Annotated in this window: 18 protein-coding genes and 1 other annotated feature; of the genes, 2 read left to right on the plus strand and 16 right to left on the minus strand. The window is 44.0% G+C overall.

The window, feature by feature from the left end; genetic code table 11:
• Positions 1-15: 15 nt before the first annotated feature.
• The 12 genes from AC0VX7_RS17990 to zapA form a co-directional block, all read right to left on the minus strand.
• Positions 16-1230: a hypothetical protein gene (locus tag AC0VX7_RS17990; RefSeq protein ID WP_475425290.1), complete on the minus strand. Its 1215-nt coding sequence runs from the start codon at positions 1228-1230 to the stop codon at positions 16-18.
• A 642-nt stretch (positions 1231-1872) separates the two neighbouring features.
• Positions 1873-2187: a thioredoxin gene (trxA, locus tag AC0VX7_RS17995; protein WP_023627075.1), complete on the minus strand. Its 315-nt coding sequence runs from the start codon at positions 2185-2187 to the stop codon at positions 1873-1875.
• A 174-nt stretch (positions 2188-2361) separates the two neighbouring features.
• Positions 2362-3339, minus strand: coding sequence for an electron transfer flavoprotein subunit alpha/FixB family protein (locus AC0VX7_RS18000; RefSeq protein ID WP_475425291.1), 978 nt, complete (start codon positions 3337-3339; stop codon positions 2362-2364).
• A gap of 38 nt (positions 3340-3377) precedes the next feature.
• Complete coding sequence (locus AC0VX7_RS18005; protein WP_475425292.1) at positions 3378-4151, minus strand: electron transfer flavoprotein subunit beta/FixA family protein; 774 nt, start codon at positions 4149-4151, stop codon at positions 3378-3380.
• 88 nt (positions 4152-4239) lie between these two features.
• Complete coding sequence (locus tag AC0VX7_RS18010) at positions 4240-5013, minus strand: enoyl-CoA hydratase (protein WP_215037166.1); 774 nt, start codon at positions 5011-5013, stop codon at positions 4240-4242.
• Between the two features lie 129 nt (positions 5014-5142).
• Positions 5143-5745 carry a TetR/AcrR family transcriptional regulator gene (locus AC0VX7_RS18015; RefSeq protein ID WP_041967571.1) on the minus strand — a complete coding sequence of 201 codons (603 nt, stop codon included), beginning with the start codon at positions 5743-5745 and terminating at the stop codon, positions 5143-5145.
• Positions 5746-5961: 216 nt separating this feature from the next.
• Positions 5962-7665: a long-chain-fatty-acid--CoA ligase gene (locus tag AC0VX7_RS18020; RefSeq protein WP_475425293.1), complete on the minus strand. Its 1704-nt coding sequence runs from the start codon at positions 7663-7665 to the stop codon at positions 5962-5964.
• Positions 7666-8023: 358 nt separating this feature from the next.
• Positions 8024-8428, minus strand: a complete 405-nt coding sequence (locus tag AC0VX7_RS18025; RefSeq protein ID WP_102263806.1) for a DUF350 domain-containing protein — start codon at positions 8426-8428, stop codon at positions 8024-8026.
• Positions 8429-8509: 81 nt separating this feature from the next.
• A complete protein-coding gene (locus tag AC0VX7_RS18030; RefSeq protein WP_475425294.1) occupies positions 8510-10867 on the minus strand; it encodes an endonuclease MutS2 in 2358 nt (785 codons plus the stop codon).
• Positions 10868-11053: 186 nt separating this feature from the next.
• Positions 11054-12772 (minus strand): DNA polymerase/3'-5' exonuclease PolX, encoded by a 1719-nt coding sequence (gene polX / locus AC0VX7_RS18035; protein ID WP_475425295.1) that lies wholly within the window; start codon positions 12770-12772, stop codon positions 11054-11056.
• Between the two features lie 240 nt (positions 12773-13012).
• Positions 13013-13555, minus strand: coding sequence for a CvpA family protein (locus tag AC0VX7_RS18040; RefSeq protein ID WP_475425296.1), 543 nt, complete (start codon positions 13553-13555; stop codon positions 13013-13015).
• Positions 13556-13562: 7 nt separating this feature from the next.
• Positions 13563-13826 (minus strand): cell division protein ZapA, encoded by a 264-nt coding sequence (zapA, locus tag AC0VX7_RS18045; protein WP_371931994.1) that lies wholly within the window; start codon positions 13824-13826, stop codon positions 13563-13565.
• 139 nt (positions 13827-13965) lie between these two features.
• Between zapA and rnhC the strand changes: the two genes are divergently transcribed.
• Entirely contained in the window at positions 13966-14895 is a 930-nt protein-coding gene (rnhC, locus tag AC0VX7_RS18050; RefSeq protein ID WP_475425297.1) for a ribonuclease HIII, read from the plus strand.
• Between the two features lie 285 nt (positions 14896-15180).
• Here the strand turns inward: rnhC and pheT are convergent, their stop codons facing one another.
• From pheT to AC0VX7_RS18065, 3 genes are all read right to left on the minus strand, one after another.
• On the minus strand, positions 15181-17595 hold the full coding sequence (gene pheT, locus AC0VX7_RS18055) for a phenylalanine--tRNA ligase subunit beta (RefSeq protein WP_475425298.1): 2415 nt from the start codon (positions 17593-17595) through the stop codon (positions 15181-15183).
• A 19-nt stretch (positions 17596-17614) separates the two neighbouring features.
• Entirely contained in the window at positions 17615-18652 is a 1038-nt protein-coding gene (gene pheS / locus AC0VX7_RS18060) for a phenylalanine--tRNA ligase subunit alpha (RefSeq protein WP_475425299.1), read from the minus strand.
• 56 nt (positions 18653-18708) lie between these two features.
• Positions 18709-18954 (minus strand) — a binding site (T-box leader).
• 61 nt (positions 18955-19015) lie between these two features.
• Entirely contained in the window at positions 19016-19771 is a 756-nt protein-coding gene (locus tag AC0VX7_RS18065) for a TrmH family RNA methyltransferase (RefSeq protein ID WP_475425300.1), read from the minus strand.
• Positions 19772-19895: 124 nt separating this feature from the next.
• Between AC0VX7_RS18065 and sspI the strand changes: the two genes are divergently transcribed.
• Positions 19896-20111, plus strand: a complete 216-nt coding sequence (gene sspI, locus AC0VX7_RS18070; RefSeq protein ID WP_215037156.1) for a small acid-soluble spore protein SspI — start codon at positions 19896-19898, stop codon at positions 20109-20111.
• A 289-nt stretch (positions 20112-20400) separates the two neighbouring features.
• Here sspI and AC0VX7_RS18075 read toward each other — a convergent pair whose 3' ends face one another.
• Entirely contained in the window at positions 20401-21486 is a 1086-nt protein-coding gene (locus tag AC0VX7_RS18075) for a M42 family metallopeptidase (protein ID WP_475425301.1), read from the minus strand.
• Positions 21487-21542: the final 56 nt, after the last annotated feature.

The following is a 21542-nucleotide window of genomic DNA, read 5'->3' on the forward strand; positions in this document are numbered from 1 at the left end:
TGCGGCTCTCCCTTTTTAAAGCAAACCATTTACTGCATTCATTACTGCTTCGCCTTTTGCTTTTGCATCTTCCGGCTTATTTTCCGCTATGGCTTTATACCATGCCTCTGCATCAGCAAAGACAGCTTGTGTTTTTTCTTCACCTAATTTTTCGGTCATTTGGCCCTGAAGCATTTTCAAGAACATGTTTCCTTCCATTGCGCCTACTTTTGCTTCTACCGCATTATCTTCAGCAAGCAGCTTCGGAGATTTTTCATAGTAACCTTTGATTTTACCAGCAATTGTTTTAGCGAATAATGCATTTGTTTCTGCAGCTTTAATAGTGGCAGGATCAGTCGTGTTAAGCGTGAAAAGTTTGTCTAACTGGGCAGCTGCTGCTTCATCTCCACCGCCAATTGATCCTTTGATCGCCTGATAGAAGCCCCATGCCTCAGCCTGCATGATAGATAACTCTTTCGAATCTTTTCCTTCCTTTACTCCTGCTTCAATTTTCTCAGCATAAGATTTTGCTGCTAGATAGTAGCTTCTGTAAATGGATTTATCTGTTACTTGAAGATAAACCTGGAAGTCTTCTGCGTTTCCTGAGTTCAGTGCTTCTTCCTGTGCGGATAAACCTGAGTTGATATTCTCAACAAGGCTTGAATCTCCGCTAAGCTCGTAGTAGTTGTCGCGCTTTTCAGCTGTTGGGATTAAAACTTTTTCAGCCAGATGCTTGATTTGTGCGAATGCAAGATTTGCATCTTCCTTTTTATCATCATTCAAAGCAGCAACTGCTTCTTTTTGAAGCGCTTTTTGATTTTGATAGAAATAAGATTGAGTTGTCTTATCGATTAATTGTACAGCGATAATCGGTTCCATTTCGCCATTTTTACCTGCCGCAATCGCAGCCTGGATCGCTTGATCGAATTCTGGAGTAAGTTCAGCTACGTCTTGTTGAAGGCCAGCATCATATTTCTCCTGGACCGTGTCCCAATTGACTTCCTGGTCTTCTTTTGCTTTTACAAGCTCTGTCATCATATCAGCGTAAGCAGCAGCCTGCTTGGCAGCATCCGTATCTTCTACGTTCACTTCTTTCGGTTCTTCCGTTTTTGTATCTTCTGTTTCTTTATCTGTTTCTGCCTGCTTGTTCTCTTCAGGCTTCTCAGCGGTTTCGTCTCCTCCACATGCAGCTAGTACTGAACTTGCCATTAAGAAACTTGCAAAGATCACTTTAAGGTGCTTTTTGTCCATCGTTGAAATCCCCCTATGTAATGTTTTGTTCATATATAATTGATAATGATTTTCATTGACATTTGTTATTATAGGCGAGAATGATTATCACTGTCAACGAACTTTGTAAGAAAACTTTGACAAACTTGTGAAAAGTTATTTTTCCATTACTTATACCATTCATACACCTAATTTAAGATCCCCCTAGTTTAAGGGTATGGATTCTAGGATTTTTACTTGTTAAGTGTTTGTTGATAGGCCACCCGGGATTTCTGCAGCACTCCTAAAAGCAGGAACGATACCAAGACTGGCTTTCTAAATGAACCCTTATAAGCACCGATAACCCAACATAAGGTTCTGTTTAACTGCTAAACGCACCCTTATGAGCACCGATAACCCAACATAAGGGCCTGTTTAACTGCTAAATGCACCCTTATGAGCACCGATAACCCAACATAAGGGTCTGTTTAACTGCTAAACGCACCCTTATGAGCACCGATAACCCAACATAAGGGCCTGTTTAACTGCTAAATGCACCCTTATGAGCACCGGCATCGCGACATAAAGGCCTGTTTACTATGGAACAAAACGACGACATAAGTGCGTGTTTAATAAAAAAATCCCCGCCTTCGATGGAAGACGGGGATTCTAGCATATAATAGCTTAGATATGCTGTTGCAGGCGTCCTGCAAGTGCTTCTTTTGGTTGGAAACCGACTACTTTGTCAACAGGTTGACCATCTTTAAGTACAAGTAGTGTCGGGATGCTCATGATGCCGTATTGTGCAGCAGTTTGCTGATTGTCGTCAACATCAAGCTTCACGATTTTCACTTTGTCGCCCATTTCTGAATCTAGTTCTTCAAGCACAGGAGCGATCATCTTACAAGGTCCGCACCAAGGTGCCCAAAAGTCAACAAGCACTAGGCCTGATCCTGTTTCGTTAGCAAAAGTTGCGTCAGTAGCATGTGTAATAGCCATTTAAATGCCTCCTAAAAAAATCTGAATACTAACGTCAGTATATCATCGTTTACCAATTGATGCTATTCATCTGCTCTTGTTGTAATTTACCCTTTTTGCATGTGGATATTCCATGTACAGACAAAAAAAAACAGACGAGAGTATCGTCTGTTTTTTTAAAACTCAAGTATATAATTAAGCGTTGACTTTAAGCTTCTTGAATTCTTCCGTAAGCATTGGAATAACTTCAAATAGATCGCCCACGATACCGTAGTCTGCGACTTTAAAGATATTCGCTTCTGGATCTTTGTTAATCGCTACGATGACCTTGGAGTTGGACATACCTGCAAGGTGCTGGATTGCTCCGGAAATACCGGCAGCGATATATAAGTCTGGAGTTACGACTTTACCTGTCTGGCCGATTTGCAATGAGTAGTCACAGTAGTCAGCGTCACATGCGCCACGTGAAGCTCCTACAGCTCCACCTAGAACGTCAGCAAGTTCCTTAAGCGGCTCAAAGCCTTCTTCACTCTTTACTCCGCGTCCGCCTGCAACAACAACTTTGGCTTCAGAAAGGTCTACACCTTCAGTTGCCTTACGGACAACATCCTTGATGATTGTTCTCAGGTCTTTGATTTCTGCAGAAACAGTAGAAACCTCTCCGGATTTCCCTGCATCCTTTTCAAGTGGAGCGATGTTGTTTGGACGGATTGTTGCAAACACTAGTCCATCGGTAACAATCTTCTTTTCGAAGGCTTTACCAGAATAGATTGGACGAGTGAAAACAAGATTTCCGCCTGCTTCCTCAACCGCTACAGCATCAGAAATCAGGCCTGAACCTAATTTGCTTGCGATTTTAGGAGCAAGGTCTTTTCCAAGTGATGTATGTCCAAAAATGATACCTTTAGGATTTTCCTTTTCAATAACAGCCATCAAAGCCTGTGAATACCCATCTGGTGTATATTGTGAAAGCTTGGCATCTTCTACTGCTACAACTTTGTCAGCACCATACTGGTATAGGTCGTGTCCTAATGAATTTACAGACTCTCCGATCAATACTCCTACTACTTCTCCGCCCTCAGCAACTGTTTTTGCAGCTGCAATCGCTTCGAAAGAAACGTTTCTAAGTTGTCCGTCACGTGCTTCTCCCAATACTAATACTTTTCTCGCCATTTGATTTACCTCCTGCGTATTTATTCTTCCTATATGTCTTAAACGACTTTTGCTTCAGTATGAAGCAGGTTGACAAGTTCCTTAACCTGATCGGCTAGTTCGCCTTGAAGGACTTTTCCTGCCTCTTTTTGCGGAGGAAGATAAATTTCAATTGTCTTTGTCTTAGCTTCTACATCGTCCTCATCCAGATCAAGATCATCAAGTTCAAGCTCATCAAGAGGCTTTTTCTTTGCTTTCATGATTCCTGGAAGAGATGGATAGCGAGGCTCATTCAGACCTTGCTGTGCAGTTACAAGAACAGGAAGGCTTGTCTCAATGACTTCTGAATCCCCTTCTACGTCTCTAGTAATAGTAGCAGTCGTTCCATTGATTTCTAGTTTAGTAATCGTTGTTACATAAGGCATTCCAAGCTGTTCGGCAACGCGAGGTCCTACCTGGCCTGATCCGCCATCGATTGCGACATTTCCGCCAAGAATCAGGTCAGCTTCCTTATCCTTCAGGTATTCAGCAAGGATTTTCGCAGTTGTGAACTGGTCGCCATCTTCAACGTCATCCTCGATATTGATCAATACAGCTTTGTCTGCTCCCATAGCCAAAGCAGTGCGCAGTTGCTTTTCTGTTTCTTCATTGCCAACAGAGACAACAGTAATTTCGCCGCCCTGAGCGTCCCTCACCTGGATTGCTTCCTCAATCGCATATTCATCATAAGGATTTATGATGAATTCAGCGCCATCTTCATTGATCTTGCCGTTTGCGATCGTGATTTTTTCTTCTGTATCGAATGTCCTTTTCATTAGAACGTAGATATTCATTTGTTCCCCTCCTAAGTATTCAAACATTTTAGCTGTTCTAAAGATTAGAAAAATTTATGATAAAAAAATTTGATGCTAAAAGGTTTGCTTATCTGCCTTTAAAATCCGGTGACCTTTTTTCCAGGAATGCCTTGATTCCCTCCTGCCCATCCTCTGACAGGAAGACATCGCCGAAAAGCTTGGCTTCTTCCTTAACTCCTTTGTAGAAAGATTCGTGCTTGGAATAGTTCAAGAGTTTAATAGCCGCACCAATGGAAACTGGACTCTTTTTCGCAATTTTTCCAGCAAGCTTGTATGCGTTTTCAAGCAACTGCTCTTCAGGATAAGCGTGGTTGGCCAATCCATATTGGACTGCTTCCACACCTGTGATTGGGTCGCTCGTAAACAGCATCTCTGCCGCTCTAGCAACACCCACAAAACGCGGAAGACGCTGGCTGCCTGCAAATCCTGGAATCAGTCCAAGCTGCAGCTCTGGCAATCCCAATTTCGCGTTTTCAGCTACAAGGCGGAAGTGGCACGCCATCGCAAGTTCAAGTCCTCCGCCCAATGCCGCGCCATGGATGGCAGCGATAATAGGCTTTGGAAAATGCTCCATGCGTTCGAACAAGTCCTGACCGTACTCAGCAAGCTGAGCAAAATCTTCGCCTGTTTTGATCGTAGTGAATTCCTTGATATCTGCTCCTGCTGAGAAGAACCTTCCTTCACCATGAATTAAAACAACCCTGATTTCTTCATTCCCTTCGATTTCATCCAATACTCCTGAAATCTCTTTCAGCAGCCCGGATGCAAGGGCATTTGCCGGCGGACGAGCAATCGTGATTGTTGCGATCCTGTCCTCCGAAGACCATTTGAGATACTCCACATTTTCCCCTCCTTTTACATGAAGGCATATTTCGCATTCAAATATAACACCTTTTAGCGAAATATGCCTTTTAAGCGCCTTTTCCTATATCCTTGCAGATCAAGCAGCCAGAATACTGGAAAGGCCAGATTAAAGGACCGGTTTGGCACCATGGTATCCGCAGCCGTTGATCAGCAGCTGGTGTACCGCTTTAGCCAGGTCAGTAAGATTGTATTTCTGTTCATTCATGACCCATGAAGTCGCAGTTTCATCTACTGTACCAAAAATCATCTGCCTTGCAAGACGCAAATCCAGGGAGCTTGAAAACTCTCCATTCTCTATGCCTTCCAAAATGATTTTGTCGATCAGCATTAAGTAGCCCTTAAGCACCTCGTTGATTTTATGCCGGAGATCCTTATTTGACTGCCTTAGCTCCAGCTGGGTTACAATTGCAAGATGCCGGTCATCTGAAAGAATCTTGAAATGCGTTTCGACCAACATATATAATTTCTCTGTTGCTGTTTGTTTTCCTGCAATTTTTTCTTCAATACTTCCCACGAAGTAACCCATTTTCTCCTGGAACAGAGAAATCAGTATGTCTTCCTTATTCTTGAAATACAAATAAATGGTCCCATCAGCCACTCCAGCCTGCTTTGCTATTTTAGACACCTGCGCCTGGTGGTAGCCGTTTTCTGCGATAATGACCACTGCTGCGTCAATTATTTGCATATATTTCGGCTTGTTTTTCTTCATTTCTTTCACTCCCGCTCCAGGAAAAGCACAAGCATTAAATGCTACAGTGGCACACTCCCGTTTACGAATTTTTGTCTGCAATACTTTCACTGAATGAATCATCATTCATATTTTTATAATAGTATTCACTCACATTTCTGTCAAGGAAATGTGTTTCATTTGGACAACCCTTCTTTATCAAAAAGAAAGAGCCGATATTGAGAGCCGGCTTCTAAGTTAAGCGCGCTTCTGCTGGTCTTCCTGATTCTTTGCTTTTTCTTCATCAACTAATGCTCTTCTGAGAATTTTACCTACCGCGGTTTTAGGAAGTTCTTTCCTGAATTCAAATAGTCTCGGCACCTTATATGCAGCAAGATGTTTGCGGCAATATTCATTCAGTTCTTCTTCTGTCGCTTGGGCACCCTCTTTAAGAACGATATATACTTTTACCGTTTCACCTCGATAAGGATCCGGTATTCCTGCTGCCACTACTTCCTGAACAGCTGGATGCTCATAAAGAACTTCTTCTATTTCACGCGGATAAATATTAAATCCTCCGGCAATGATCATGTCCTTCTTCCGATCGACAATGTAGAAATATCCTTCCTCGTCCATATATCCAAGGTCGCCAGTCAGCAGCCAGCCATCTTTAAGTGTTTGCTCTGTTTCTTCGGGCCTGTTCCAATATCCCTTCATTACCTGTGGCCCTTTGACTGCTATTTCTCCAACTTCTCCAGGAGGCAGCGGTTCACCGGTTTCCATTGATAGGACAACAGAATCAGTATCTGGCCAAGGTACACCAATGCTCCCTTTCACACGTTTTTTATCCCAAAGGAAATTCGCATGAGTGACTGGGGATGATTCAGTTAGACCATACCCTTCAACAAGCTTCCCTCCAGTGATCTGTTCGAATTTCTCCTGTACCTCGACCGGCAGTGGAGCTGAACCGCTAATACAGGAATCAATTGACGATAGGTCATATTTTTTCAGGTCGGGATGATTCAGCAGACCGATATAGATGGTAGGTGCTCCCGGAAACAGTGTAGGCTTCTGCTTCTGAATTGTCTTTAATGTAGTTTCAGGATCGAACTTCGGCAATAGGACCATTTTCGACCCTTGCATCACCGATAGAATCAGGACGGCTGTCATACCGTACACATGGAAAAACGGCAGGATTCCCAGGACTGTTTCTTCGCCCTCTTTGCATTTATACAGCCAGGCATTGCTCATCGCCGCATTCGCAATCAGGTTTTTATGAGTCAGCATAACCCCTTTCGGAAATCCTGTTGTTCCGCCAGTATATTGTAATAAAGCCAAGTCTTCTTCAAAATCATAATCGTATTCTTTAATTTTACCGGCAGGCTGTTTCATAATTTCAGTGAAAAGATGATTCTGTCCTTCATGCTTCACATTTACGATGATGCCATACTGTTTTTTCTGGATGAATGGATAGACAAGATTTTTAGGGAAAGGAAGATAGTCCTTGATAGCGGTTACAATTACATTCTCTAAATCCGTGTTTGCAATGACCTTGGAGACCCTTGGGAATAAAATGTCGAGTGTGATGATTGCCTTCGCACCAGAGTCCTTCATCTGGTATTCTAGCTCCCGTTCCATATACAGAGGGTTGGTTTGGACGACAATTCCCCCCGCCATCAGGATTGCATAGTAACTGATGATAGACTGAGGAGTGTTCGGCAGCATGATCGCAACCCTGTCCCCTTTTTCAATTCCCAGGTCTTGCAAATAGGCAGCCAGTTTTTTCGCATAGTTGTAGACTTGCTTATACGTCAACTCTTTCCCCATAAAGTGGATTCCCACCTTATCTGGGTATTTCTCAGCAGTCTGCTTCAAATAGTCCTGCACCGTTGCTTGTTGAAGATCCAAATGAGCAGGAATTTCCGGAGGGTATTGCGACAGCCATGGCTTTTCTACTTCCATCTTGTTGCCTCCTTATTTAAAATTTTTTGAAAATTCTATCTCCCATTATAATATAATGGTCTTTTTATGACAATTAGAATAGTTTTTTGGAGGTTTATAGGGACAAACTCCCTACTTTATCTGAATCTAACCTTTCTATTTCTTCTAAAATGCATAAAAAATAAAAATTGAGTTTTCTACAATTTGATTTTGATTGGAGGTAAAATGGGGCTTTAACAGGGCAAAATAAAAAACCGCCAAGTAGGCGGCTTTAACGATTATGCAAAAAACATCATATAGACAATGCCGACTAACAGGAATACTCCACATAGAATCAGCAATATTTTAGCCAGTTTTTCCAATCTTTTAGATCCCCCTGTTAAATTCCTGCTCCGATGATATAAGACAGGCCGATAGAAATGACCATGGATATCAGGCCGACTGCGCGGTTGTCGTTTTCTATTTCTTTATCGATATTGAACTTGGGTGTCAGGAATTCAAAAATAAAGTACCCAATCAAAAGCAAGACGAAACCGAAAACTCCCCAGCTGATCATCGTGAGCAGCGAATCATGCTGATTGATGGAATAGCGGAATATATTGGCTACACCGAAGATTTTCCCGCCGGTGGCCATCGCAACGGAAATATTCCCTTTTTTGATTTCTTCCCAGTTGCGGTATTTTGTCACCAGTTCAAAAACAGCCAGAAATACGACGATGCAGAGAATCGATACACTATAATAACCAGCTGTAACTATATATTCATTTTCCCAAAAATGATCCATATCCATTCTCCCTGAAAAGATTTTACCCCACTGCCTATTATAAAGTGTTGTGACGGGGATTGCATTATTTTGCATGCGTTACTACTTGAATTCTACTACAGTCACGCCTGTTCCGCCTTCACCTGCATCTCCGAATCTTATTTTCTTGACTGACCGGTGGTTGCGGAGGTATTCCTGGACTCCCTGCCTCAATGCCCCGGTTCCTTTTCCGTGAATGATATTGACTCTTGGGTAGCCGGCAAGCAAGGCATCATCAATATATTTTTCTACTCTCATGAGGGCATCTTCATAACGCTCTCCCCTGAGGTCAAGCTCCAGTCCAACGTGGAAGTCCTTGCCTTTCACTATGGCTAATGGTTTTGTTTCTACCGGCTTAGGAGAGTTAATATATTCCATATCCGTTTCTTTCACTTTCATCTTGAGAATGCCAATCTGTACTTGCCATTCTTTAGCACTAACGCGTTCAACAAGATGTCCTTTTTGATCAAAGGTCAGAACCTTGACCTCATCCCCTGGCTTGAACTCATGTTTAGCAGGGTTCGCTTTTCCTCCGCCTTTTTTCACCTGGTTGAGCTCAGGTGTCGCCTCGCTCAGGCGCCTTTTGGCGTCGATCAATTCATGCTCTTTGATCTCGGCACCTTTATCAAGACGCAGCTTCCGAAGGTCACGGATGATTTCTTCCGCCTCTTCTTTTGCTTTTTCCAAGATTGAAGCAGCTTTTCCTTTTGCCTTTTCGGCCAGATCTTCTTTTTTCTGATAATACTCTGCCATCTGCTTTTGCAAATCCTTATGCAGGTGTTCTGCATCTTTCATCAGCTGGTGTGCTTCTTCACGGTCTCTCTCCGCTTGCTTACGGCTGGACTCAAGGGAAGCAATCATGTTTTCGACCTCATTGCTGTCCGCGCTGATATAGGATCTTGCTGTAGTAATGACAGATTCTTTCAATCCTAACCTCTTGGAAATTTCAAAGGCATTGCTTCGGCCTGGTACGCCAATCAATAGTTTGTAAGTCGGGCTCAATGTTTCCACGTCGAATTCTACGCTGGCATTAGTGACGCCTTCCCGATTGTATCCATAGGCCTTTAGCTCTGGATAGTGGGTTGTCGCAATCACTCTTGCTCCAAGCTGATACACTTCGTCCAGTATTGAGATTGCCAGTGCTGCTCCTTCCTGAGGATCAGTGCCGGCACCAAGCTCATCAAATAGCACAAGGCTATTGTGGTCAACCTTTTCAAGGATTTCCACGATATTGACCATATGGGATGAAAAAGTACTCAAACTTTGCTCGATCGACTGTTCGTCACCAATATCGGCATAAACTGATCCAAAAACAGCCACTTCTGATCCGTCAAGTGCGGGAATCTGCAATCCTGCCTGGGCCATAAGCGTACAAAGTCCGACTGTCTTCAAAGTAACGGTTTTACCCCCGGTATTCGGCCCCGTGATGACAATCGTCGTATAATCACTCCCTAAAGTGACACTGTTAGGAACAACTTCATCTATCGGGATCAGCGGGTGTCTTGCCTGGAAAAGATTGATCCGGCCCTCATCATTGACAATCGGTTTTGACCCCTTGATTTTACTTCCATATCGCGCCTTCGCAAACATGAAATCAAGCTCGCCCATAATGCTGACGATTTGCAATAGCTCATCATGATGGTCGGCGGTAAGTGCTGAAAGCTCTGAAAGGATTCTTTCGATTTCCTGCTGCTCTTTTACCCGGATGCTCTGAAGTTCATTATTCAACTGGACAACAGATTGCGGCTCAATGAACAGAGTCTGCCCGGAAGAACTTTGATCATGGATGATCCCGCCATAATGCGAGCGATATTCCTGTTTTACAGGAATGACAAATCGATCGTTCCTGATGGTGATGATGGCATCCGAGAGCATTTTTGAGGCGTTGGATGAGCGAATCATGCTTTCCAATTTTTCACGTACTCTTGCTTCTCGCGTGCGCATCTGCTGTCGAAGTGACCTTAGTGCTTCACTTGCACCATCAAGAACCTCGCCGCCTTCATCGATCGCGTTTCTGATCGATTCTTCCAAATTCGCAAGGACGATGATTCCCTCTGTATAGCTCAGTAAGATAGGAACCTCGGTAACTTCCTGCAAATCATCGACAAATCGCTTCATCTGTCTGCTGGCATGGACAGTGCTTGCCACCTGAACTAGTTCACTTGGACTGAGCATGCCGCCGATTTGCGCCCTTTTTACATGCGGCCTTATATCATGAATACCGCCTAATGGTACATTTCCTTTAAGTCTTAGAACCTTGGCTGCTTCATCTGTCTCTTCCTGTAAACGGGATACTTCCGAAAAATCAACGGAAGGCATCAACGCAATTGCTTTTTCCCGTCCTAATGAAGATGATGCGTGTTCAATCAACTGGTTCCTGATTTTATCAAATTCAAGTGTTTTCAAAACTCGCTGCTGCACAAAAATTTCCTCCTTCTCTAGAAAAGCGGAAGCGCCTTGATCAGCCCCGACAAGCGCTGGAGAGCCGATCAGTGAAGTCGTTCTTTGACTTCATTGGGCGAACCGAAGCGACTCGAGGGGCTAGGCGCTGGAGCTAGACATTTCTCCAAGAGAATTCTTTATCATCTTTTTTAAAAAGACCCTTTATTAATTACGGCCATGCAGGAAATCTAGCAATCCGTTCAAATCCATAGCATTCAGGACGGATGATTCCTTGATCCAGCCTTGTCTGGCGGCTGTTACGCCTATATCCATATGCTCTAGCGTATCCACTTTATGCGCGTCTGTATTGATGACAAGCTTAACGCCTTTATCCTGTGCTTTCCTTAAATATTCTGATGCCAGATCAAGTCTGTTGGGATTGGCGTTCAATTCAAGAGCTGTATTCGTTTCTTTGGCCAGCTCGATCAGCATATCGATATCAACTGAATATCCCTCACGACGGCCGATCAGCCTGCCAGTTGGATGTGCGATGATATCAACATGAGCATTTACCAGAGCAGTCTTCAAACGATTCATGATTTTTTCGGTTGGCTGGGAGAAAGAAGAATGGATCGATGCAATGACCAAGTCGAGGTCTGCAAGAAAATCATCGTCAAAATCCAATGTACCATCCGGTAAAATATCCATTTCAATTCCTGTCAAAATCGTGAAATCATCGAATTTCTTGTTCAGTTCCTTCACTTCTTCCATTTGCTTCCGCAGGCGTTCCGGCGTCAGACCGTTCGCTACCTTCAAATACTGGGAATGGTCTGTGATCGCCATGTATTTATAGCCTCTCGCGATACATTCCCTTGCCATCTCCTCGATTGAATGGCCGCCATCGCTCCACGTTGAATGCATATGAAGATCGCCTTTAATGGCTTCCAGAGTGATGAGTTTCAAGTCTTCTTTATATAATTCGACTTCAGAGCCGTCTTCCCTTAACTCAGGCGGAATGAAAGGAAGGCCGAAATACTGATAAAATTCTTCTTCCGATTTGAATGTGGTGACTTCACCTGTTTCTACATTCTCTACACCGTATTCGCTGATCTTTTCTCCTTTTTCCTTCGCGAGCTGCCGCATTCTTACATTATGGTCTTTTGAACCAGTGAAGTGATGGAGCGCAGTTGCAAATTCTTCAGGATCAACAAGGCGGAAGTCCACGTTCACATCATAATCGAGACCAAGTGTGACAGAAACCTTCGTATCTCCTGCTGCAATTATTTCTTTTATGTTCGGCAGTTTGACCAGCTCGTCCTTCACCGCCGCCGGATTTTTTGAAGCAATGATAAAATCCAGATCCTTGATCGTCTCTCTCATCCTGCGCAAGCTTCCTGCTTTTGAAAATTGTTCGATTTCCTCTATCTTTTGAAGATATGATTCAATTAATTCTGCAACCGGGAGCATGTATGCTAGCGGCAGTCTATCTGGCCTTGTGCCAAAGTTTTCAATTGCCGCAAGAATCTTTTCTTCGCTCTTTTTGCCAAAGCCTGCAAGATCACGAATTTTCCCTGACTTCGCAGCTTCCTCCAGGTCGTGGATACTTTCTACTCCCAGCTCCTTGTAAAGCTTGGCAATCTTTTTCCCGCCCATTCCCGGCAGCTGCAAGAGTGGGATCAGCCCGCTCGGTACTTCTTCCTGCAATTCTTTCAGCTCAGTTGATTGCCCTGTCTCCATGAATTCCTGGATGACTCCGGCTGTGCCTTTGCCGATTCCTTTGAGTTCAGTCAACTCGCCCATTTCTGACATGCTGCGCTCATCTCCCTCAAGAGCCGCTGCAGCCTTTCGGAACGCAGAGACCTTGAATGGATTTTCACCTTTTAATTCCATATATATAGCGATCGTTTCAAGTAATTGTACGATATCTTTTTTATTAACAGACATGATGTCCACCTGCCTTTAAAATTCTCGACCGTCTTAGCCGGACGTAGTCATTGTCTTCTATTTTATAGAAAACAAGTCCCACTGTGAAATTAAATGAAAAAATATTATGATGATGAGTTATAAACAGCCTGAATAAGTGCTGTGTTTATAGTTTTGAGTGTTGCTGCTTTTCCAGCCTTACACTCGATAGAATCATGAGATATCGTTAAAAAAAGAAAAAACTTCTCCGCAACAGAGAAGTTATGCAGCCACGTATTCAATCCAAAGTTGTTTAATTTGCTGGGAAAATACTGGGGTATTTTTTATGATATTTTCGGCTAGAATTGAATCGTTCAGTGGTCCCTGGATCGCCTGGATTGGCAGTAAAGCAGCAATGTAGAGAACAATAAATAAAAGCAGGTAAACTTCAACAAAGCCAAGGAACCCTCCTGCCCAAACGTTCAACTGCTTCAGGATTGGAAGGTGAGCTACAAAATCGAGCATCGAACCGATGATTTGAAGCAGGATTTTTACTGCGAAGAAGATAGCTGCAAATGCAATCGCCCGATAATATGCATCTTCTAAATTGGCATTCTCAAATAGAAGATTCAACGTCGCATTGCTGCCAAGATTCGGATATGGAATCCATAGAGTCAGCTTTGGCGCCAACTGGTCATAATATATGTACGCAACGATGAAGGCTGCGATGAATCCAGCCAAATGAATGGTTTGCAGGATGAACCCCCTCTTCAATCCTACAATGAAGCCAATAAGCAAAATAGCTAATACAGCAAGATCAAGCATGCATTTTTCAGTCCTTTAACCTTTTAATTTCCGCTTCGAGCGATTCAACACGATCTTTCATTTTTATGTAATCATTAACGGCATTCACAGCAGTTAATACAGCTAATTTACTAGTATCAAGTGAAGGATTCGCTGAGCCGATCTCACGCATTTTATCGTCTACCATCGAGGCAATGAGCCGGATATGGCTGGTGCTTTCTGTGCCGACGATCGTATATTGCTGTCCGTATATATCGACAGTCGACTTATTTTTTTTTGTGTCTGACAACATTTATGCCCCCATTCATAAGAATCCTATTTTATACTATAACATGAACGTAAAAGGCTGGGAAGTATTTGCCTGTCAGATCTGTATGATTTTTGGAAGAAAATGTCTAACTGTGAAAATGTAAAACAGGGAGTGTAGAGCAATGGGAAATAGTGTCCTTCAGAAAAGTCCGGAAGAAGTCAAAAAGATGAAAGAGTATTACAGTAAGTTTCTTATTGATAAGCTTCCGCCTGGCAGCGTTTTTGCCGCCAAAACACCTTCCTGTGCAATCACTGCTTATAAATCAGGAAAAGTATTGTTCCAGGGAAAAGATGGGGAGGCCGAGGCAGCCAGGTGGGGAACGGCACTGATGCCATCTGCTAAAAAAGCGGCTGCACCAACTCCTGGCTCCCATCTGCCAAAGAATATTGGCGAGATTTCCATCATCGGTTCTGATGAAGTGGGAACTGGCGACTATTTCGGCCCGATCACAGTCGTCGCAGCCTATGTCAGGCGGCAGGATATACCCGTATTGAAGGAGCTCGGTGTCCAGGATTCAAAGAATCTCAAGGATGATAAAATCATCGAAATCGCCAAGCAGCTCGTAACCTTTTTGCCGCACAGCCTGCTGACACTGCATAATGAAAAGTACAACCAAATGCAAATGAAAGGCATGTCGCAGGGAAAGCTGAAAGCTCTGCTGCATAACCAGGCGATCCATCATGTTCTTGAAAAAATCGCACCTGAAAAACCTGAAGCTATTTTGATCGATGAATTTGCAAAAGAGCAGATTTATTACGCCCATTTGAAAGGTCAAAAGAAGATTATCAGGGAAAACGTTCTGTTCAGCACAAAAGCAGAAGGAATTCACCTGGGAGTGGCTGCAGCGTCGATGATTGCGCGGTACGCCTTTGTCCGCCATATCGAGAACCTCAGCAAACGAGCAGGATTCACGATTCCAAAAGGTGCTGGTGCGGCTGTTGATAAAGCGGCTGCAAGGCTGATCCTCGATAAAGGTATAGATGTATTGCCAGAATTCGTTAAGCTGCATTTTGCCAATACTGAAAAAGCGAAGAAGATCGCGAGGGTTTAGGGCGATTTTCCTGGAAAAAACGAGCTGTTTTTTCCAGTTCGCGGAATTGTAGCAACTTTTCGCGGAATTATATGTGTTTTTCGCGGGATTCTCAGAGAATTTCGCGGGAATGTCCGCCATTATCGCGGAATTCATCGGATTTGCCACGTGTCAACGCTATTTCTGCCGGATTCCTTCTTGATTTCACGGCGTATGCACAATAATTCGCTCGGTTTTCTCACAGGTCTTCACATTTTTAGCGAAATTCACATGAAAAAGGCAGCCTGCGGGCTGCCTTTTTAAAATTTATCCTCTTAATACCGCTCCAGCTTTCTCTTCAAGAGCTGCAAGGACTTTATTGTGTGCTTTTGAAATGTCTTCGTCTGTAAGTGTTTTTTCTGGATCGAAGTATTTCAGTGAGAACGCAAGGGATTTCTTGCCTTCCTCCATTTTTTCACCTTCGTAAAGGTCAAAAACATTTACTTCTTTTAATAATGATCCACCAGTTTCCGTGATGATCTTCTCCAGGTCGCCGGCAGCAGTTGCTTTGTCAACAACAAGGGCAATATCCCTTGTGATGGACGGGAAGCGCGGGATTGCTGTGTACTGAAGAGGTGCTGTTTCTGCTTCCAATAATGCTTTTAGCGATAACTCGAAAGCATAAGTTTCTTTCAGGTCGAGTGATTTTTGCATAGTTGGGTGAACCTGGCCGATGAAGCCGATGACATTGCCATTCAGCAAAATTTCAGCCGTACGTCCAGGGTGCAAACCATCAAGCTCAGCCTTCACGAAACCTAACTGGCTTTCAAGTCCCCGCTTTGCAAATAATCCTTCAACGATACCTTTAAGAACGAAGAAGTCAACAGGCTTCTTCTCACCCTGCCAAGGATGGCTTTCCCATAGGCCAGTAATGGCTGCGGCAAGGTGTTCGCGTTCTTCAGGAAGGTCTTCATTGCTGTTTTTCAGGAAGACTGCCCCAGTTTCATAAACAGCGAAACTCTCGGTCTGGCGAGCGATATTGTATTTCAATACTTCAAGCAGCTGAGGCACGATGCTTAAGCGCAAAAGGCTGCGGTCTTCGCTCATTGGCATTGCCAGTTCAACAGGCTCACGTTTATCCAATGCGTACTGTGTTGCTTTCTCTGCGCTTGTAAGGGAATACGTGACTGCCTGGTAAAGACCTGCGCCTTCCATGTAACGGCGGACAATACGTCGCTTTTTCTGGTAGTCAGAAAGGTGTCCTGGTGTTGACTCTCCTACAGGTAGAGTTGTTGGCAGGTTGTCATAGCCATAAAGACGGCCGACTTCTTCAATCAAATCTTCTTCAATTGTGATGTCCCCACGGCGAGTAGGTACTGTTACTGTGATTGTGTCATTATCAACAGCTGTTTCGAACTTCAGGCGGGCAAAAATGTCCTCAACCTGATTCATTTCAAGGTCTGTTCCCAGAACTTTATTGATTTTTCCGAGTGTAGTTGAAACAACAGCTGGCTTAACATCCAAAGCATCAGCTTCCGCTTCACCGCCAAGAACTTCTCCACCGGCAAGCTCAATCATCAATTCAGCCGCACGTTCTGCAGCAGGGCGAACTCTTTCAGGGTCGACACCTTTTTCATAACGTGAGCTAGCTTCACTGCGCAATCCATGGTCCTTCGAAGCCTTGCGGATAACTCCACCTGTAAAATAAGCTGACTCCAGCAGGACTGTTGTTGTATCGCTGCCAACCTCTGAATTCGCTCCGCCCATTACACCTGCAAGCGCAACCGGTTCTGTTCCGTTTGTGATGACTAGGTGATCAGGAGTCAATGTGCGTTTCACATCATCAAGCGTTTCAATCACTTCGCCATCCTTCGCGCGGCGGACAAGGATTTCTTTTGAGCCAAGTTTATCGTAATCGAATGCGTGAAGCGGCTGGCCGTACTCCAATAAGATAAAGTTCGTGATATCAACTACGTTATTGTGAGGGCGGATGCCTGCAGCCATCAATCTTGTTTGCAGCCAAACTGGTGATGGACCGACTTTTACATTCTTGATTACCTTTGCAACGTATAGAGGGTTATCTTCTTTTGCCTCAACTGTTACGTTGATATAATCACTGGCTTGCTCTGAAGATGTTTCAGGCTGTGGATTCGGCAGTTTGATGTCCTTGCCAAGAATCGCTCCAACCTCGTAAGCGACACCAAGCATGCTCATTGCATCTGCACGGTTTGGCGTCAAGCCAAGCTCAAGGATCTCGTCATCCCTGTTTAAAGCTTCTAAAGCGTCCTGGCCGATTTCTGTGTCCGGAGTGAAATTGTAAATTCCCTCAGCATATTCCTTTGGTGCAAGCTTCCCTTCGATTCCAAGCTCCTGCAGCGAGCAAATCATCCCGTGGGATTCTTCACCGCGAAGCTTTGCTTTCTTAATCTTGAAGTTCCCTGGAAGAACTGCTCCAACTGTCGCAACGGCAACCTTTTGGCCTTTGCCGACATTAGGCGCGCCACAGATGATTTGAACCTGTTCACCATTGCCAAGATCAACTAGTGTTTTGTTCAGTTTTTCTGCATTCGGATGCTTTTCGCACTCAAGGACATGGCCGACAACTACGCCCTTCAAACCTTCATTTAATTTTTCTACGCCTTCTACCTCGATGCCGCTTTTGGTGATTTTTTCGGCAAGCTCTTCAGCAGATACGCCATCCAAATCGATATATTCCTGCAGCCATTTATATGATACCAACATGGTTTTACCCTCCTAATCCTTATTCTTCAACTGAAAATTGCTTCAAGAAACGGACATCGTTTGTATAGAAATGACGGATGTCATCGACTCCATACTTGAGCATCGCGATACGCTCAGGGCCCATTCCGAATGCAAAACCAGTGTATTTCTTCGAATCATAGCCTGCCATTTCAAGAACATTCGGGTGGACCATCCCTGCACCAAGGATTTCAATCCAACCTGTTCCCTTACATACGCTGCAGCCTGATCCGCCGCAGATTTTACAAGAAATATCCATTTCGACTGATGGCTCAGTGAAAGGGAAGAAGCTAGGACGCAGACGGATTTCACGGTCTTCGCCGAACATTTTCTTTGCAAAAACTTCAAGTGTTCCCTTCAGGTCGCTCATTCTTACATTCTCATCGACGACAAGCCCTTCAATCTGCATGAACTGGTGGGAGTGAGTCGCATCGTCATTATCACGGCGATACACCTTTCCCGGACAGATGATTCTAACAGGACCCTTGCCCTGGTGTTTTTCCATCGTCCTTGCCTGGACAGGAGATGTGTGTGTACGCATCAATGTTTCTTCTGTGATGTAGAATGAATCCTGCATATCGCGTGCCGGATGTCCCTTCGGAAGGTTCAATGCTTCAAAGTTATAGTAGTCTTTCTCGACTTCCGGGCCTTCCTCTACTGTGTAGCCCATGCCGATGAAAAGATCCTCGATTTCTTCGATGATGCTCGTAAGCGGATGATGACTGCCAGTTCTAACAGGCCTTCCAGGAAGAGTCACGTCGATTTGCTCAGCTGCCAATTGTTTTTGGACCGCTGCTTCCTCAAGTTCCTTCTGCTTTTCCTCAATCTGGCCGGAAATAGCATCGCGGACTTCATTTGCCAGGGCACCCATTTTTGGTCTTTCTTCAGCTGATAACTTACCCATTCCTTTTAAAACTTCTGTGATTGGACCTTTTTTCCCAAGATAGGAAACACGAACATCATTCAATTCTTTAAGGTCAGCTGCTGCGGCGACTTTTTCAAGTGCCTCAGCCTGCAGTTCTTTTAAACGTTCCTGCATTGGTAAATCCTCCTTCATATTCTTCTTTTTTGAACACAAAAAGACCTCATCCCTGATAAAGGGACGAGGTCTTGGTTATCGCGGTACCACCCTTTTTAACAGGCAATACAGTTATGTATTGCGTGTTCGCTTCATTGAGATAACGGCTTTGCGCCGATGCATCTTTACGCTTATAAAAGCGGTCCCGATGCCAACTCAGGAGGTGAACTTCGCTTGTCTGTTCCATAAAAATGCTCCCAGTCACCGGCATTTTCTCCCTGGATGGCCATCTTCAAGCTACTTTTCTCCGTCATCATTTTTGAAATATTATTTTTGCTGTTTATTATATTATAATCTTGGCGCAGTATCAAATGGTTTTAGCGCCTATTTTGCTGTTTTTAAATAATATAGCAAAATACCTGCAGCGACAGCGACATTCAGTGATTCGCTTTTGCCGTAAATCGGGATATAGAGATTTTGTGTTGTTTTTGCCAGAAGCTCTTTATTTACACCGCTTCCTTCATTTCCTACGAGCAGGGCGAAGGCTTCCCCTTTTTCAGCCTCTGTAAAAACGACTCCATTTTCCAGAGCAGTTCCATAAACCGGGATGTTCTCAACTTGAAGTTTAGTGACCCACTCGGAAAGGTCGCCACTTAAAACTGGCATATGGAAGTGGCTTCCCTGCGCAGAGCGCAAAACCTTAGGATTATACATGTCGACACTGCCCTTCCCAACAATGACAGCATCAATCCCGGCAGCATCAGCTGTCCGAATCATCGTGCCAAGGTTACCCGGGTCCTGGACAGAATCAATCAACAAAAAGGTTTTTCCATTTGTTTGAGTCTGCTTGGACTGCCGGCATACGGCAAATACGCCCTGAGTTGTCTCCGTATCAGCAAGCTGCTTGCTGATTTCATCCGTTACAACCGTAACAGGAATCTCACCGTAATCCAGACCAGGCGGCAATTCGGTTTTTTCGCTTAAAATGATTTCTTCTACATCTTCTTTTTTCGTGAGTGCTTCTTCAACTAAATGGAAGCCCTCGACAAGGAACATACCTGATTTGTCGCGTTCCTTGCGCGTCAATAATTTCTTCCACTGCTTCACTTGCGGATTTTTATCAGATTGAATGTACTTCAACTCTGGCTCTCCTTTGTTATGGCTTGTTCAATTTTACTATTATAGCTCAAAACTGATACATAATAAAACCAAAATTGTTCATCCTATAACCATCTTGGTAATTTGAAAGGAGTTTGAGCAGAGGATGAACTTAAACCTTAGGAATGCAGTTATTACAAATGTAGCAGGAAATTCACAGGACGAGCTTAAAGATACGATCGTCGACGCAATCCAAAACGGCGAGGAAAAAATGCTTCCAGGACTTGGAGTTTTGTTTGAAGTGATCTGGCAGAACGCCTCTGAGGACGAAAAGCAGGAAATGCTGAACGCATTGGAAGATGGATTGAAAGGGATGCAATAAATTTGGAAGAACTCCTCCATTTTGAGGAGTTCTTTTATTTTGGTGCTGGTTTGCCCCCTTTTTTTCCGTCAATTGGATAAAGTAGTGATTAAGCTCGATTTCGTGGTGATAATGGTTAATTTCGTAGTGATCAAGGCTGTTTTCGGAGTGATTAATGGTGATTTTGTAGTGATTATGTTCAAAAGCGTAGTGATTATCTAATAAGCGGTAAACAAAACGTTTAATAAAAACAAAAAAATTGTCCAGAAAACCAGTTTTTACTGATTTCTGGACAACCACATACTAAATCTTATTCAAAAGTAATCTTTTCAACTGTTTCTTTATCAAGACGCTTGATGACTTCTACGATCAGCTTTACAGCGTTTTCGTAGTCGTCACGGTGAAGCATTGCTGCGTGTGAATGGATGTAGCGTGTCGCAATCGTGATGGACAACGCTGGTACACCGCGGTGTGTCAGGTGGATAGCTCCAGAGTCTGTTCCTCCGCCTGCTACTGCATCGAACTGGTATGGAATGCTCAATTCATCAGCCAGGTCTGTCACAAAGTCACGAAGTCCCTTGTGGGATACCATTGATGCATCATAGATGATGATCTGTGGTCCATCACCCATTTTGCTAAGGGCTTCTTTTTCGGTAACGCCTGGAGTGTCTCCGGCAATTCCTACATCAACGCCAAAAGCGATGTCAGGTTGAATCATCTGGGCAGAAGTTTTAGCGCCGCGAAGGCCGACTTCTTCCTGAACTGTTCCAACGCCATACACAACGTTTGGATGTTCTGCATCTTTAAGCCCCTTAAGCACATCGATGGCAATTGCACAGCCGATGCGGTTATCCCATGCTTTGGCAAGAAGCATTTTCTCATTGTTCATAACAGTGAATTCGAAGTAAGGAACAACCATGTCCCCAGGAGTGACTCCCCATTCCTTCGCTTCGTCACGGCTTGAAGCACCGATATCAATGAACATATCCTTAATATCAACTGGCTTTTTGCGCGCTTCCGCAGGAAGGATGTGAGGCGGTTTAGAACCGATTACTCCAGTGATTTCACCTTTGCGTGTAACGATTGTCACGCGTTGTGCAAGCATAACCTGGCTCCACCAGCCGCCAACTGTCTGGAAGCGGATGAATCCTTTGTCATCGATGCTTGTAACCATGAAACCTACTTCATCAAGATGGCCGGCAACCATGATCTTCGGTCCATTCTCATTGCCAACTTTCTTGGCAACCAGGCTGCCAAGGCCGTCAGTCGATACTTCATCAGCAAATGGAGTTATGTATTTCTTCATTACTTCTCTTGGCTCACGCTCGTTGCCGGGAATGCCTTTGGCATCGGTTAAATCTTTTAGCATTGTTAACGTTTCATCTAATTTCGCCATTATTTCGACTCCCTTAATATGTAGTTTCGAAACCTATTATACTAGACATGCGGGGT

The sequence above is a fragment of the Mesobacillus sp. QJM3NY_10 genome (assembly GCF_056173465.1).

What these genes read in the sequence shown, in the direction of transcription:
- zapA (WP_371931994.1), bottom strand. Translation starts at nt 13,826, where the DNA reads ATGTTGTCAGACACAAAAAAAAATAAGTCGACTGTCGATATATACGGA.
- trxA (WP_023627075.1), bottom strand. Translation starts at nt 2,187, where the DNA reads ATGGCTATTACACATGCTACTGACGCAACTTTTGCTAACGAAACAGGA.
- AC0VX7_RS18005 (WP_475425292.1), bottom strand. Translation starts at nt 4,151, where the DNA reads ATGAATATCTACGTTCTAATGAAAAGGACATTCGATACAGAAGAAAAA.
- rnhC (WP_475425297.1), top strand. Translation starts at nt 13,966, where the DNA reads ATGGGAAATAGTGTCCTTCAGAAAAGTCCGGAAGAAGTCAAAAAGATG.
- AC0VX7_RS18000 (WP_475425291.1), bottom strand. Translation starts at nt 3,339, where the DNA reads ATGGCGAGAAAAGTATTAGTATTGGGAGAAGCACGTGACGGACAACTT.
- AC0VX7_RS18025 (WP_102263806.1), bottom strand. Translation starts at nt 8,428, where the DNA reads ATGGATCATTTTTGGGAAAATGAATATATAGTTACAGCTGGTTATTAT.
- sspI (WP_215037156.1), top strand. Translation starts at nt 19,896, where the DNA reads ATGAACTTAAACCTTAGGAATGCAGTTATTACAAATGTAGCAGGAAAT.
- AC0VX7_RS18040 (WP_475425296.1), bottom strand. Translation starts at nt 13,555, where the DNA reads ATGCTTGATCTTGCTGTATTAGCTATTTTGCTTATTGGCTTCATTGTA.
- AC0VX7_RS18075 (WP_475425301.1), bottom strand. Translation starts at nt 21,486, where the DNA reads ATGGCGAAATTAGATGAAACGTTAACAATGCTAAAAGATTTAACCGAT.
- AC0VX7_RS18020 (WP_475425293.1), bottom strand. Translation starts at nt 7,665, where the DNA reads ATGGAAGTAGAAAAGCCATGGCTGTCGCAATACCCTCCGGAAATTCCT.
- pheT (WP_475425298.1), bottom strand. Translation starts at nt 17,595, where the DNA reads ATGTTGGTATCATATAAATGGCTGCAGGAATATATCGATTTGGATGGC.
- AC0VX7_RS17990 (WP_475425290.1), bottom strand. Translation starts at nt 1,230, where the DNA reads ATGGACAAAAAGCACCTTAAAGTGATCTTTGCAAGTTTCTTAATGGCA.
- polX (WP_475425295.1), bottom strand. Translation starts at nt 12,772, where the DNA reads ATGTCTGTTAATAAAAAAGATATCGTACAATTACTTGAAACGATCGCT.
- pheS (WP_475425299.1), bottom strand. Translation starts at nt 18,652, where the DNA reads ATGCAGGAACGTTTAAAAGAACTGCAGGCTGAGGCACTTGAAAAAGTC.
- AC0VX7_RS18015 (WP_041967571.1), bottom strand. Translation starts at nt 5,745, where the DNA reads ATGAAGAAAAACAAGCCGAAATATATGCAAATAATTGACGCAGCAGTG.